23 protein-coding genes are annotated in these 12,737 nt (G+C 40.3%); 10 read left to right on the forward strand and 13 right to left on the reverse strand.

What is annotated here, in order from left to right; all coding sequences use genetic code 11:
* Positions 1 to 96: 96 nt before the first annotated feature.
* Genes SJY39_RS01180 through SJY39_RS01190 form a run of 3 tightly spaced genes read right to left on the reverse strand, consistent with a single transcriptional unit; the run spans position 97 to position 1,799 of the window.
* A complete protein-coding gene (locus SJY39_RS01180) occupies positions 97 to 438 on the reverse strand; it encodes a hypothetical protein (protein WP_390240938.1) in 342 nt (113 codons plus the stop codon).
* 40 nt (positions 439 to 478) lie between these two features.
* On the reverse strand, positions 479 to 1,276 hold the full coding sequence (locus SJY39_RS01185; protein WP_390240940.1) for a hypothetical protein: 798 nt from the start codon (positions 1,274 to 1,276) through the stop codon (positions 479 to 481).
* Between the two features lie 55 nt (positions 1,277 to 1,331).
* The gene (locus tag SJY39_RS01190) at positions 1,332 to 1,799 is read right to left on the reverse strand and encodes a hypothetical protein (RefSeq protein WP_390240942.1); all 468 of its coding nucleotides are present in this window, start codon (positions 1,797 to 1,799) and stop codon (positions 1,332 to 1,334) included.
* 103 nt (positions 1,800 to 1,902) lie between these two features.
* On the opposite strand from SJY39_RS01190, the gene SJY39_RS01195 reads away from it, so the two are divergent.
* The gene (locus SJY39_RS01195; RefSeq protein ID WP_390240944.1) at positions 1,903 to 2,226 is read left to right on the forward strand and encodes a hypothetical protein; all 324 of its coding nucleotides are present in this window, start codon (positions 1,903 to 1,905) and stop codon (positions 2,224 to 2,226) included.
* On the opposite strand, the gene SJY39_RS01200 is transcribed toward SJY39_RS01195, so the two are convergent.
* The 3 genes from SJY39_RS01200 to SJY39_RS01210 all read right to left on the reverse strand — a co-directional run bounded on the left by SJY39_RS01200 (position 2,191) and on the right by SJY39_RS01210 (position 3,251).
* Positions 2,191 to 2,553 carry a hypothetical protein gene (locus SJY39_RS01200; RefSeq protein ID WP_390240946.1) on the reverse strand — a complete coding sequence of 121 codons (363 nt, stop codon included), beginning with the start codon at positions 2,551 to 2,553 and terminating at the stop codon, positions 2,191 to 2,193. The two genes, SJY39_RS01195 and SJY39_RS01200, sit on opposite strands and share 36 nt — an antisense overlap.
* A gap of 67 nt (positions 2,554 to 2,620) precedes the next feature.
* Positions 2,621 to 2,869, reverse strand: coding sequence for a hypothetical protein (locus SJY39_RS01205; RefSeq protein ID WP_390240948.1), 249 nt, complete (start codon positions 2,867 to 2,869; stop codon positions 2,621 to 2,623).
* 118 nt (positions 2,870 to 2,987) lie between these two features.
* Positions 2,988 to 3,251, reverse strand: a complete 264-nt coding sequence (locus SJY39_RS01210; RefSeq protein WP_390240950.1) for a hypothetical protein — start codon at positions 3,249 to 3,251, stop codon at positions 2,988 to 2,990.
* A 263-nt stretch (positions 3,252 to 3,514) separates the two neighbouring features.
* On the opposite strand from SJY39_RS01210, the gene SJY39_RS01215 reads away from it, so the two are divergent.
* Both SJY39_RS01215 and SJY39_RS01220 read left to right on the forward strand, forming a co-directional pair.
* Positions 3,515 to 3,703 (forward strand): hypothetical protein, encoded by a 189-nt coding sequence (locus tag SJY39_RS01215; protein ID WP_390240952.1) that lies wholly within the window; start codon positions 3,515 to 3,517, stop codon positions 3,701 to 3,703.
* A 10-nt stretch (positions 3,704 to 3,713) separates the two neighbouring features.
* The gene (locus SJY39_RS01220; RefSeq protein WP_390240954.1) at positions 3,714 to 3,998 is read left to right on the forward strand and encodes a hypothetical protein; all 285 of its coding nucleotides are present in this window, start codon (positions 3,714 to 3,716) and stop codon (positions 3,996 to 3,998) included.
* Between the two features lie 247 nt (positions 3,999 to 4,245).
* Here the strand turns inward: SJY39_RS01220 and SJY39_RS01225 are convergent, their stop codons facing one another.
* The 5 genes from SJY39_RS01225 to SJY39_RS01245 all read right to left on the reverse strand — a co-directional run bounded on the left by SJY39_RS01225 (position 4,246) and on the right by SJY39_RS01245 (position 8,371).
* Positions 4,246 to 5,526 carry a DUF4113 domain-containing protein gene (locus tag SJY39_RS01225; protein WP_390240956.1) on the reverse strand — a complete coding sequence of 427 codons (1,281 nt, stop codon included), beginning with the start codon at positions 5,524 to 5,526 and terminating at the stop codon, positions 4,246 to 4,248.
* Between the two features lie 12 nt (positions 5,527 to 5,538).
* Positions 5,539 to 5,835, reverse strand: coding sequence for a hypothetical protein (locus SJY39_RS01230; RefSeq protein ID WP_390240958.1), 297 nt, complete (start codon positions 5,833 to 5,835; stop codon positions 5,539 to 5,541).
* An 8-nt stretch (positions 5,836 to 5,843) separates the two neighbouring features.
* Positions 5,844 to 6,761, reverse strand: a complete 918-nt coding sequence (locus SJY39_RS01235; protein WP_390240960.1) for a hypothetical protein — start codon at positions 6,759 to 6,761, stop codon at positions 5,844 to 5,846.
* Between the two features lie 257 nt (positions 6,762 to 7,018).
* Positions 7,019 to 7,717 (reverse strand): S24 family peptidase, encoded by a 699-nt coding sequence (locus SJY39_RS01240; RefSeq protein WP_390240962.1) that lies wholly within the window; start codon positions 7,715 to 7,717, stop codon positions 7,019 to 7,021.
* 75 nt (positions 7,718 to 7,792) lie between these two features.
* Positions 7,793 to 8,371 (reverse strand): hypothetical protein, encoded by a 579-nt coding sequence (locus SJY39_RS01245; protein WP_390240964.1) that lies wholly within the window; start codon positions 8,369 to 8,371, stop codon positions 7,793 to 7,795.
* A 118-nt stretch (positions 8,372 to 8,489) separates the two neighbouring features.
* Here SJY39_RS01245 and SJY39_RS01250 point away from each other — a divergent pair, with 118 nt between their 5' ends.
* Both SJY39_RS01250 and SJY39_RS01255 read left to right on the forward strand, forming a co-directional pair.
* The gene (locus SJY39_RS01250; RefSeq protein WP_390240966.1) at positions 8,490 to 8,675 is read left to right on the forward strand and encodes a hypothetical protein; all 186 of its coding nucleotides are present in this window, start codon (positions 8,490 to 8,492) and stop codon (positions 8,673 to 8,675) included.
* Between the two features lie 40 nt (positions 8,676 to 8,715).
* Positions 8,716 to 8,892: a hypothetical protein gene (locus SJY39_RS01255; protein WP_390240968.1), complete on the forward strand. Its 177-nt coding sequence runs from the start codon at positions 8,716 to 8,718 to the stop codon at positions 8,890 to 8,892.
* 20 nt (positions 8,893 to 8,912) lie between these two features.
* Here SJY39_RS01255 and SJY39_RS01260 read toward each other — a convergent pair whose 3' ends face one another.
* Both SJY39_RS01260 and SJY39_RS01265 read right to left on the reverse strand, forming a co-directional pair.
* Positions 8,913 to 9,281 (reverse strand): hypothetical protein, encoded by a 369-nt coding sequence (locus SJY39_RS01260; RefSeq protein WP_390240970.1) that lies wholly within the window; start codon positions 9,279 to 9,281, stop codon positions 8,913 to 8,915.
* Between the two features lie 78 nt (positions 9,282 to 9,359).
* Positions 9,360 to 9,788 carry a hypothetical protein gene (locus SJY39_RS01265; protein WP_390240972.1) on the reverse strand — a complete coding sequence of 143 codons (429 nt, stop codon included), beginning with the start codon at positions 9,786 to 9,788 and terminating at the stop codon, positions 9,360 to 9,362.
* 88 nt (positions 9,789 to 9,876) lie between these two features.
* On the opposite strand from SJY39_RS01265, the gene SJY39_RS01270 reads away from it, so the two are divergent.
* The 5 genes from SJY39_RS01270 to SJY39_RS01290 all read left to right on the forward strand — a co-directional run bounded on the left by SJY39_RS01270 (position 9,877) and on the right by SJY39_RS01290 (position 12,677).
* Positions 9,877 to 10,143 carry a hypothetical protein gene (locus SJY39_RS01270; RefSeq protein WP_390240974.1) on the forward strand — a complete coding sequence of 89 codons (267 nt, stop codon included), beginning with the start codon at positions 9,877 to 9,879 and terminating at the stop codon, positions 10,141 to 10,143.
* A 282-nt stretch (positions 10,144 to 10,425) separates the two neighbouring features.
* Entirely contained in the window at positions 10,426 to 10,758 is a 333-nt protein-coding gene (locus SJY39_RS01275) for a hypothetical protein (RefSeq protein WP_390240976.1), read from the forward strand.
* 44 nt (positions 10,759 to 10,802) lie between these two features.
* Positions 10,803 to 11,276 (forward strand): hypothetical protein, encoded by a 474-nt coding sequence (locus SJY39_RS01280; RefSeq protein WP_390240978.1) that lies wholly within the window; start codon positions 10,803 to 10,805, stop codon positions 11,274 to 11,276.
* Between the two features lie 280 nt (positions 11,277 to 11,556).
* The gene (locus SJY39_RS01285; protein WP_390240980.1) at positions 11,557 to 12,276 is read left to right on the forward strand and encodes a hypothetical protein; all 720 of its coding nucleotides are present in this window, start codon (positions 11,557 to 11,559) and stop codon (positions 12,274 to 12,276) included.
* Positions 12,276 to 12,677 (forward strand): hypothetical protein, encoded by a 402-nt coding sequence (locus SJY39_RS01290; protein ID WP_390240982.1) that lies wholly within the window; start codon positions 12,276 to 12,278, stop codon positions 12,675 to 12,677. Before SJY39_RS01285 ends, SJY39_RS01290 begins: the two co-directional genes overlap by 1 nt.
* The last annotated feature ends 60 nt before the right edge of the window (positions 12,678 to 12,737 follow it).

The following is a 12,737-nucleotide window of genomic DNA, read 5'->3' on the forward strand; positions in this document are numbered from 1 at the left end:
AATTACACTGCTTTGGCATCGCTCTCGCACTTGCATGCGTTCATTTATTTTTTGAAAAAACGATGTGCATGGCTAATGGCAAACACATGACTTATTTTATTTCGACTCATACTGCTCAAGGGTAACGACAGACTCTTTCCAATCAAGAGCGACGACTTCCTTACCGTCGATCTGGTAGTACTCAACACTGACTTGGTCGCCAATACCTAAGAGGGGGATTAACCCATCGCTAATGTCAGCTGATTTTCTTGCTTCAACGACTTCAATAACGGGCGCTGACCACCATAATATTGCCCCATCACACTCTTGCGTGACGCACGTTGCTTCGCTTGGCCATGGATAACCGCCATGCTTCTTTACCATTTGCAATAGCGTTAGATCGCATTCAGGTACAAACAAGGTTTCATCTAAATTTATGACTATATGTTCGCTCATCATTAAGTTCCTTTAATTGGTTCTGTTCAATCTCACTCATTACTCAAACAGCAATTCGGTGAGGTTCTGGTTTTCTGAGGTAGATAGACTTGCTTGAATCAGGAAAGCAGATAAGAAATTGAACTGCTGGATAATTATTGCCCTTAAGCATTTCAGGTATCACAAATTCAATGACGACTAGACGCACATACTCAACAAGTTTGACGAAAGACCGTTCAGTGTTGTCATTATCTGAGAATGAAAATGGGGGGGTACATCTGGAATCGAAGCGCTTAATCGCTCGGTGTAAATAGTGAGTTGACCGTTTCCGATCAATAGATGAATCAGGGATGCTGTGATTAAATTGACGCCAAGCGATATGACTCGACAAGTTAAGAAGTAACCCTTTCTTAGTTCGAGCAAAATGCTGGGCTTGTAGGAAGTTTTGTTGGTGTTGGTATAGCTGGTTATTCAGATTGAGCTCTTTATTCATCAGGCTTCCTATAGAAACCGACTCCGTCTTTTTTAAGTCATCACGACGATGTTTGGCGATATGCATAAGCAACAATTCAGACCGAGCAACGTTTTTCCAAAAAACGTAGTTATCAATCTGACTGCTGCAAACCCCAACAGGTAATTTATGATGATTGACTGTGCCATTTGAAATGAAATTTTTTGCGGAGTGATTACGGACAAACCCTCTTGTCATTTGGTGTTTCGAATACTCAACCCATCGGTGTGCAAAGGATTTTCTCACAGGTAGATGACACCAACCAACAATCAGAGATTGGTCATGAAGATCATGAACTTCGTGGTTTTGAATCACACCTGTCGCCATAAAACTGCGGCTGTATATATCCATAACACTCACACTGACACTACTCCTAAAAGCATACCGATATGACACCTCTGCTTCGTTATTCGTTTTTGCACCAATTATAAAGATCGCCAATTTGCGCTCTTAGACCAGATAACTCATAAGTAACTGACTTACCGCTCTCTTTTCCTACAGAGACAGTTAAGGTACGGGCATACATCAATGAATCGACAATATATGTATCAGTACTTTCGATTGAGTTTAGCGAGATGAACTGAGCGTTAGCTGAGGCAACCGTCTGAATGTGGCAATTGTAAATACCGTTCCCAAGAGATGTTGATACGTCACACTGCCTAAAGTCACTAGGAGCTTGAGAGTGTATTAACTCCAAATTAGTTAAGTTAGTTAAAGAGAGTCCAAGGCCGCACGAAGTGTCAGTGTTCCTATTCACGGACACTGCTACCTTACCAGCGGATTTGCTCGTATCGTGGTTTTGACTAGTTACGACAAAGCTATCATCTTGAAGATCTAACCTTTCCCAACTAAGCGCATAGCTAGCTGAACTCATGCTAAGCAATGCTAGAGACAATATGGATTTCACAAAAAATTCTCACGATGAAATGTGCGTGTTATAATCGTATATGATTTATATATCAATATAAAGGGATAATATGATCGGCACTTACATGCACCTTTCTGGGTCGCGAAGTTACATTGCACTAAAGAGTGAGCCCGAATGTACTGAGGATTGTGTTTTCGAAGATGTAAAAGTCACAAAAGACGAAGAGAAAATCACTATACGTAAGTGGTTTAAGCCAGTAGATCCCGTCATCTATGACAATCAACTTACGCTAGACCAGTGTATCGAGTTAGAGTTAAGTAAGAACGATAAAGCCACTGTTATTTCTAAGAGCGAGCGAATTGGTTTTGCTCTTATAGCCATTAAAGATAAGCGACTGCTAATCAACGAAACTCTTATTCAAGATCGGGGATAAATCAGGGTAGTCACAAGGATCAGTTTCTTTAATCTGCCTTACGGTTTTTAAAGGGATACCAGTAAAGACGTGATAAGCCTCTAGAATTGCGCTGGATGGCGTGTCGGGGCTGAATTGTCGTTCAAAAATATGGGATTTTACGTAACCGTTCGCGTTGAACTCATGTCGAATCATGCTCGGTCTTCTGGATTTATACTCATTTATAAGAGATGTAAACGTAGAACGCTTTACCCCAAAATGATAATCCAAAACAGTAGAGTTGATCACTTCATAAGTATCTAGATACGCATCGATGAATAATAGCATCGCCAATTTGTTGAACACCATTTTAGCCCCTTGAATTTAAATCACCGCTTGAATGATAAGCGTCATTTTTTTGAAAAACAAGGCTAAATTATGAGCTTGGATTGTTCAAATTAAGGACGATCTTTCGTGCTTTGCAGTATTCACCAGTCTCAAGAAGTCGTAGCGCTTTCTTGAGGTTGTCAGAGTACACAGAGTCAGGCGAAATTACGCCATCATCAATCATTTCTTGAATGTTAACTGCCGTCATCGCTTGCCCTTTACACTCTTCTTCTGTCATCGCAGACGCAGAGAGTGACGAACACATAGAGATCGACAGTACGAGTAGTTTCAATTTCATTGTTTTTTTCCTTGTATGGTTGTTTTTACGAATCCATTTCAATGTATACATCAACAGTTGATGACATTTAGTAATTAACCACCACTTCAATATCATGTGGTAGTCAACGACTTAGCATCTACGCTGTATAGAGGATCAGAATGAAGCTTAACAGAACAAATAAAATTCCAAAGCGACGGAACGACTTGCGCCTATCAGCTTGCTCTTCATTGTTGCGATTTGCGTAGCTAATGCCTACACGGTCAATGTCCATGTTTGAGGGCTCTGGTACTTCCTCGTCGGGATAGACGGCAAATGAAAAAACGTAGATCACTGGAATAAGTAAAAAGACCGTCACTGGGTACGTTAAAACAAAACCCCAAATTTCATGTATTAAATCCATTGTTTTACACCTCATTGCATAAACACACTAATTGATTTAACGTATATGATAAGTCGGTTTAACCGCCCAATCAATGTGTATCTAACCAGTATTTTGATATACTTCGTGAGTGAAAGTTGAGAGATTATGATGAATACAAGTACATTAAAGTTTGTTGAGCGACCTGAGTGGATTGATGCCTTAGTCACCTCTCCAATGGGTATCGCCCTAGCCTTTTTTATAGTTGTTGGCTTAGGATTACTCGCATCGTATAAGGGATGATGATGGAAAGATTTAAACTTCGTGACATTGCAATGGTCTGTCTTGGTGCGTTACTCATGTTTTTGTATTTTGAGTTCGAAGAAATGAGCCCTTTAAATCAGCTCAGAGAAGAATATTCGGAAGATGTTAGTTTTTCAGAAAAACAACAACATAAAGGATTGCCTTTAAGCTTGGCGCTTGAGGCTAATTAGGAAACGACTCATGGATATTGTTGGGTATCATCGAAATAGAATGTCTGTTAGCGACGGTAACAAATCCGTTGATGTGTATGTCCCAAGGCAAGATACTCTAACGTCAAAGTTTGAAGGTAAAATTCACTTAGCCACCCCTGATAACAGCAAAGTGTTTTGTGGTGTGGATCGTCAATTGTGGTGTATCAATCAAGCCGATCTAGATTGGGTTAAGCAAGTTGATGTAAATAATGAGATTTGCGAGAAATGCAAAAAAGCAGCGATAAAATTTTTAACTGAAAATGCAGATGAGTAGTGCTGGTGGTCATTGCAGTGAAGCCGAGAAAGGTTGTGTGGGCTATGAACAATCAAAACTCATAAAATGTCAGTTAAACAAGCAACAGAGGCACACCGCCCACACCATTTGATTATAAGGAAAAGCTTTGCAGTCGGTCAACCTGTAGCTAGAAAAAGGCATGTTTAAGAATCTGTTTGATTGATTTATAAACAAAACAGGAACATACGCCCCTTAAAACTGCCCCCACTTCTGGCTTAATTATCTCTCAACAACACTTAACAGACAGCATCTGATTCACGTTTGTATAGTAATCTTCAAGCACTTCCAATTTAACTTGGCCATGTTTCTCGTTGTAAATTCGAGATTGCGAGCCGAACTTAACAGTTCCTTTGCCAAATCGAGCATTCAATTGATCAAGTGCCTTGTTCAAAGGCTCTTTATTATCAAAATTATTGAATAACTCCCACTGCTTAACCTCAGAATCAACCAACGACGTCGAGCCTACCCCTACCTTATAAATCGGACAAGCAAGCATGTCTGGTGGTATCAGCTTTTCTAAAACAGAGCTCATAGATTGAAGAGCGTAACCGGTATCCGTTACACCCTGTTCAAATTGAACGGTCTGACTTTGTTGGTAACTTTGCCCTGCATCGAATCGAGAGGTAGAAACGAAGAAATTCAAGTTTAAAGCTTCCGTTTTCTGCTGCCTGATCTTCTGCATTACCTCTGAGGTATGGTGAGCAAGCTCCCCTCTCAACGTTGATATGTTTCTCAAACGGTCACGATAAGAGCTGGTAGACCAGATCTGCTTTTTCTTTTCCCTGATAGTGTCAAAGTCGAGTACCGTGACACCGTTCAGCTCAAGGATGACATTGGCCAAATTTATGCCGTACCTCTTCTTATACACTTTAGGATCACGATTTTTCAACTGTAAAGCTGTAGTAATCCCCTCATGAAACAAATGCTTGTTGTACTGCTTGCCGATATTCCATACTTCACCAACAGGCATTAAAGCTAAGATCTCGTCAGCTGTCTGTGAGTTTAAAATGGAACATTGCCCTTTATACCCTTTTACGTTTTTTGCGCACCATGATGCAGCCTTAGCGAGTGTTAGACTAATCCCTACCCCAACCCCTGTCGCAACCCCTGTTTCCTTGTAGATCGTCTTGCGAACATTGTGTAAGTGCTTATCGAGATCTACGCCCATGGCAAACAAATGCGATACATCTATGAACGATTCATCGACCGAGTAACGCATACAGCGAGAGCCTATCATTTGCCTTTCTAGCGATAACATGAACCTGTCTGAAATAACGCCCAAAGTATTAAAGTTACTCTTGAAAATCGACCCACCAAATTGCTCAATTTTAGCGGATACGTCCCAAATGGGAGTGAACTTGGGTATTTTTAATTCGCTTGATCGACGGTTGCTAGCAATGCTTATCCCCTGACCAGCTGCGACCAGTATTGGCTTACCTACAAATTCGGGTTTGTAAATCACGCTGGACTCAGCGTAAAAACGACTCCCGTCAATTAATGCGTACAAGATAATTTCCGATCAATCAAAAAGAATTTTAGTAGAAGAACCTAAAGGCTGTTGTCCATAGGTCGCGATAATTTGACCTGTTACTATATCGAGAACATGCGACCAATCAATTTTGACATTACCCTCAGAATCTTCTGGTAGTAGTTCATCGTCATTATCAATTGTTTTAAGTTCTCTACCAATTAAGGATTTGGCTACAGATTTCGCATCCTCTAAATGGAACTCACCTCCGATCAAGTCACTAGCACCACCGCTTGGGTAGAACTTTTCACCTGCAAAGATAAAATAACGATATGTCTGGGTTGTCATAATGTTCCCTATGCCAAGCTATCCCAATCAAAATCCAATAATTGGACGTTGTTTGAGTGAGTAATATGAAAATTTTGCCTTGCTCTGATACCAAGTAAATCATACATAAATGACACATGGTTCGGGTCGAAAGCTTCATTCCAGAGAATGTTGTGATGAAGCTGCATTTGACTAATCAATTGCTTATCAACAATACCAGCCACAATCAGCTTATTCATTTCGGCTGGTGTTACTGTACTATCTGGCTCACTAAACCCTGCTCCTTGCAGCGCTCCATCTCCTAGTTCTCGCTCCAACTCATATAACGCATAACCATATTGATACTGGCCTAACCATGATTGCTGTATCTCACACGGCTCATCGCTGACTTTATCCTTTAAAGCACTTGGATTTTTGACTGAAATGTTTTGGTAACAAATATCAAAGTTCGGGTCATAGGCGCGAATTTGCGTCATATAACAATCGCTACTGTCGTAGTTTTTAAGTTGCCTATGGAGAAGCCGTAAAAAGTCCTCACAGGCATAGTTAGAGTAAAGATTGTGTGTCGTAAAATAGTCACTACTTGGATGTGATAGGTAGGGATAGCACTGGATGTCTTCTTGATCGCCAAACCGAGCCTCTGCCCCTATGCTTTCATCCATATATGGCTTTAAGAGCTCAGTCATTCTATTTTTATACGGTTCTAAATCGAACCTCGAATGTACTGATAGAGCACTTGTATTAGGGATATCATAATACCGTGTCATTTTCGGCATTATGCTGCCAATCTGCTCTTGAAAATCTTTTTTGATCGAAACTGGATGAAGCGCTTGAATTTTCTTCTTTGATAGATCGTCAACACCATAAAGCCAGTTTTGTGGATAACTGCGCTCCATAATAAACTGAGCCAATCGCTTGCTTCCCCACACACCAATTTGTACGAACATATCTAGTTCTCACCAGATAGAAGAATAAATTCAAATTTAACCTTGGAATATTTCATGCGTTTACCCTTAGTATTTTGCCTTTCTGGTGCGCCACATATTGATAGCTATGATTACTGAATAAGCGCAGTTTATTCAGATCAATTGTCGCATAACTGTACATATATACAACGGTCATATAGCTAGCGATATGACGGCCAATTAGAAGTTAATAACATAGGAAACGTTGTATTAGCCAAGATAATTATTAATCGCATTTTTCAGTCACTTCGAAATCCAAAATTCCTATGAAGCCTCATAGAACGACTAACAACGCCATGGAGTCGTAAATAATCGCTTTCGCCAACAATGTATGGTGGGTATTTCGGATTGTCTGAGTAAAGCATCGAGCGGCTTCTATCTACCCGTTTCATCACTAAATCGTGATTGAGGGCTAACACGACTGCATCATGCTCTGCTACGTCTAAGTGACGCTCTAAGATCAAGATGTCACCGTTATGGACAAATGGAAGCATTGAACAACCGTCAGCCCTCAAAAATAAAGTCGAATACTCTTGAGTAACCAAAAGACTATGCAGATCTAGATCAGAAAGTGATTCATGATCTGGCAATCGTGAGGGCGGCCTAAAATGGTGAATCGATAATGTGACCACACCAACCAGCACCGCATCATCCTCCCACTTGGAGAAGTGTTGACGCGAAACCGACCACGAAACCACGCTCAAGTCATCGATACAGCTAACCAAGACCAAATCAGTCATGCTTGGAGTCAAAGAGGCATCAACCAACAGCCAGTCACCCTTTTCTATCCCTAGATCTGCATAGCGCTCAGGACAAACGACAATGCGCGATGATGCTGGGGAGTGAACAAAAAGTTGAGTTAGAGATATTAGTTCTTGTCGAAACGGTAACGTAGGGTTTTCAAAACCAGTTATTCCACAACTGACCGATATTTGCATAAAAAACAATCAAAAATACTGTACATATACTCAGTATAATTTATACATAGAGTTTTGGAAAGTTTACTTGGAAGTCTATGATTGTTCTTTGTACGGGATCTTATGAAACTCAGTATTGTTTGTGTAGGGCTGATTAACATCGAAGCGCAACTTTTTGTAAGCTGAAAGCTGCAACAATAATTTGTTGGCTTCACCAATTTCATACCCTAGTTCTTCACAAAGGTTTTGGGCTGTGAGAGGCACGTATGGTAAGTCTGGGATAGTTAATGTCTGACCAAAATCTGGAAACATTAACCCGCGATGATAACGTCTCAAGAGATCAACGTTTTTTACTTGAGGGTGATTTACAATCCAATCGTGTTTCCAAAATTTAATTGAGTGTTGCTGGCTTAAGCACAAAATTTGAGGCTGAGTAAGTTGTTGACGATAAGTGTGAAGATAGAATTCTGAGTCCTTGTAATGTACTTTGAAATCAGGTGTAAGTTGTCGTCTATTTCCATCCAAATTATAAGTTAAAGTCTCACGGTTTCTTGAAAAAAATGTAACATCATCGCTAAAGTCGAGTAGGCGGCATGCGCAAAACGCTCGGTACGTTCTTACTTTAATAAAGCCCTCATGCTTCGTCCAAGTTGCTCCATATGCGTATTTGTCCATTAGCAGTTTACCTCGCTCTTGCCATCAATTGACCACATAAGCTTTTGAATATGAATATTATCGTTTACTATTTAGTAATTGGATCGTTTTCAATGAAATTAGTCAGTAAAGGAATAACATGAAACATGGTGAATCTTGGCCAGATGGCTCAGTCATTGAAATGTTCGGAGAGCAGTTAAGGATTAGATGTAATCATGGCTCTAGCGGTACGGTGGAACATCTAGACGGAACATTTTGTACCCATAAATATTTCTGGGAATATCAGGATGAAAAAGCTATTTTAATCTCAACTCCAAAAACGTAAATCCTGTTAGGAGCATTAGAAAATCTATAAGGTGGCGGCTGTGATAGATAGAACTAGTTTAGAACCAATTCGAATGTATGCCTATAATGAGGCAAGTAAAGGACGACAAGGCTTGCCTCGATTTTTTAGAAAAATGGTCGCTAAATCAAAATTTCATAGAGCTTGGCTGCAAGGGCAAACTGGTAGTTTTTTAATGCCAGTTATGGAAAGAATATAATCCCAAAAAGAGCCCGAACACTACTTACTGTAAAGCATATTGTTAATATCTTTCAGAATGGCTTTACCATACTTAGTTAGCGACAGCCAACTTTGACGACGACCTGAAATATATGCGATTCCCATCTCTTCATAATCCTCGTGAGATAGAGCGGTAGTTTGAAAGACAGGCAATGTCGTTTTTTTGTTTGTATTCTTAATCAGATCGCTGATGAACTGAAAGTCATCTTTACTGTTGGTTTTTACACCGAACATTTTCGCAACTTCTAAGTTTGTTTTCCCATCTTGAACCGCATCAATCAATATCAAAGCCATCACCGAAACATCGTACTTGTTGGTTAATTGGCGTGAGATATACTGTAAACCACCCGTTTTAAATTCACTGCTCATTATTTTCTCCATTGTGAATCAAGGGCAGTTTTTCTTACACCAGATCTTCCCCCTCGATGCTTAAGGTGCGTCTCTTGGTTATCTACCAAATAGATACTTATACTTAGGCGAATTTCTCAATGCCATGTGATCGACTCCCTTATTCGATTCAAAAAATGACATCGCTTCATTAGCGGTTAAGCGTAAAAGTTGAACATACATGTCATCACCATCGCTACCCCAAAAAAGTTGCGACGTTAAATCATAATGAACACTACCCTCAGCGTTCCAAGCATGTTCCACGGCAATCCCAACATCAGGCGAATACACATAACCTACAACCACATCGCATTCGTCCACCACGCTCATGTTCAGCGCGTTAGAGAAACAACGAGACTCGACAAAGAACTCAGATGCCCAATGCACCTGTTTAGCATCCATTTTAACGCAATCAATTTGGGTCAGATGATCAATTGATACAGCTTGGTATCTGGCCACATATTCTAAAATTGAAGTTATTAAACTCACAAATAAATCCTAACAATCAAAACTCTTGAATGGTCGATTAAACCGACCTAAAATATAACATTATCGGCAAGTGCATAGAAGACAAAATATGTTCCCTAAGAACCATTTAAACCGAGTGTGGATAGTTCTAGGCGCTCTTGATGCCTTGGACTCACCAACCCTTGTTAATATCACAAAGGCAACAGGTTTACCCAAAGCTACTGTGAACGACACCCTAAAGAAGCTGGTGGACGGGCAAGTGCTTGGCGTAACAGTAGAGAAAAAAGACACTGAATACCGCATCACTGAATGGGTAGAACTAAAGCCCTCGGTTAGACATTTCTACAGCCAATTAACAAATGAAAAGCCCGAATAAATTGCCGAAAGCCTAACCCAATACAAAGAGATGAAAGGACTCCAAATGTTAGAATGGATAGTAAACGGAGAGGTGAGAGTCAGTACCATATTACGATTGATATCGAGCTACTGGGAGTGGATTGGTGCGTGTCTATTGTTGTTAGCTGTCTTTGTCTCAAGTGCCGTAAAACGTCTTAAAACAAATCACAGAAACTGACTCCAACCAATTAAGCTTATGGGAAGCATAATAACGGCTTAGGACATTGGCAGTGCCTGTTAAACCACATATAAGAGTTTGGAAATGACTGAAAAGGTAATGAACCTAGAAGAACATTGCGGTAAGAGCGGTAGATTGATAACTCAAGACTTCGAGAAAGTTGGTATCCACGTAGCTAATGAAGACGTTCTAGAAGCCGTCTATGAGCAGATGCATCTCTCAAATGGTTCGTTGGTTTCTGATAGCAATTTACTTACTTATTTGGCGAAGCATGGTGTAACTGGCGATATTGGTTTTGCTGTTTCTTCTACTTATACAGTAAGCAAAGGTATATGGTTGTTTGGCAAAAGAGGACTTGATTACAAAAGCGCTGAAAAACTAGCGCAAACCTTTAAGCGCCTAAAGAAATCATCGTAGCAACCGACTCTAACAAACAAGCAATTTAGTTACTGGAAAAGATATTGAAATTAGATGATTATTTGTTTCATACGATTGAACGCTCAGACTTCCTATCTGGCTTTATCGTTGGCCACTTAGTTCTAGAATCATTAATGAAAAAGGTGGTAAGGAAACATGACAACGGCTTAGGAAACTACGCTGATAAGCTCAAATTCTCAAGTCTCGTTGGATTGTGTCTAGAGATTGGAGTTCTGACTAAGCCTCAGCAAACAACGATGAACGCAATAAACAAAATGCGCAATAAGCTAGCTCACAATCTCGAATATGAGCCATCAAGACAAGAGTTGAAGACGCTCTTTGAATTGGCGAGAGGTTCTTTCTCTGATATGACAGATGGCTTATCACAAGGCATAGAGGCTTTAAGCGACCCTAACTGGAAACACGAATCAGGTGATTACACTTTGTCTGACCTGTTCATACAAATTGCTTATGATCTCGATTTATTCGACGAACAAGGGGGCAAGTGTGAGTCTTAAACCACCATCCAACATTCGAACGATAGAACACAAATCGTGTGCCAACTGTACACATCTAAAGTACACAGAAGAAAGAATAGGTCGGGTTTATAGCTCTAAGTATTCAGAGCCGTATTGCGAACGCATGGGAGAAGAATTTGAGTTACCGTGCGAAGTCGAAGAGCTAAACATTACCATCTGTGACCGACACAAACGAAAATCAAAAAAGTAGTACAGCTAAGATTTTTCTAAAAAACAGATCCCGAACTAACGTATCAATTATCCGAAAGGCGTATGTAACATGAGCAAAGCTGACAACCTAAAGAAGAAACAATCAAAGCTCACAACAGCAGCGAACGCCATTCAAACAGAGCTATTAACCTACACAGCCGATACGCAGCTTTTAACCAAAGAAGAAATTCAAACTCTCAGAGACGCGGTTTCTATCATCCGAAGCAGCAAAGAAAAGTACGTTCACCAAAAAGAGAAAGAGAAAAGAGCCGAAAGTCAGCGGAAGAGACAAATTACAGAGCTAAAGGCTCATAACCACAATGTAGTGTGCCGAGTTCACAAGCGACTTGGTATAAAGAGCAAAGCCTCATTGCTGTTCTATCAGTATTCATTTCATGATGAGGGCTGGGAGAAACTACATCCAGAAAAACAAGTACCAGCTTACTTTAGCAATTTACTGGATAAAGCAAGGCTAGACCATGATGCTTTTACTCTGCTAGTACGAGAGATAGACTATTCAGGAATAGATACTTTACAGTTTGTGATTATCCCTGCCGAATTTCGTGTGTATCGTGGCTCACTAGAAGAGGACGGTTACGACCCCCACTTTTACCCACCTAAAGAGCTGACCGACGACGCCTTGATAGAAGTTCTTAAAACTCGGTTGAATTTTAGCTTTTCAGAGGAAGCTCAAACCTTTATTGATGAAGTTGAGAGACTAGCCCAGTTAAGCAATGACATTACCAAAAACCTTTTAGAGATTGGCATGCTAAGTCAAAGGAATAAATAGTGAACACCTGTGAGTTAGAGTTGCAGAGAGATAACCAGTTTCACCAAATAGTTGATGAATTGACAAAACTCGATGATTGCCCCGTTGAATGTGACGGCTTCGTGCGTTTAGCCGCTAAGGTTCTGACTAGACATGAGCAAGAGTTTCAATCTTTTATAGGATCAGTATCGGCTTTAAATGGTTCAAGTTTTCCAACTCATTTGTGGATTGTCTGGGGGGAGTTCATTATCGATTATCGAGCGAGGATGTGGCTTGGTGAAAAAGCGCAGCACGGCCTACTAGACCGCCTTAAGCATGCTCACCTATACATCGGTAAGCCTGTAGCCATAGAAATACCATCTGATGGCTTAGAGGCGATATTAATGATGGAATTCAGTCATGATTTGTTCTTGGAAAAATAGATTTCCTTTAGCATTTCTAGATCACCTACAGACTAACTTTGAAGAGCCTTTTCTCTCACG

Source organism: Vibrio sp. R78045 (assembly GCF_042466085.1).
Classification (GTDB): Bacteria; Pseudomonadota; Gammaproteobacteria; order Enterobacterales; family Vibrionaceae; genus Vibrio; species Vibrio cyclitrophicus.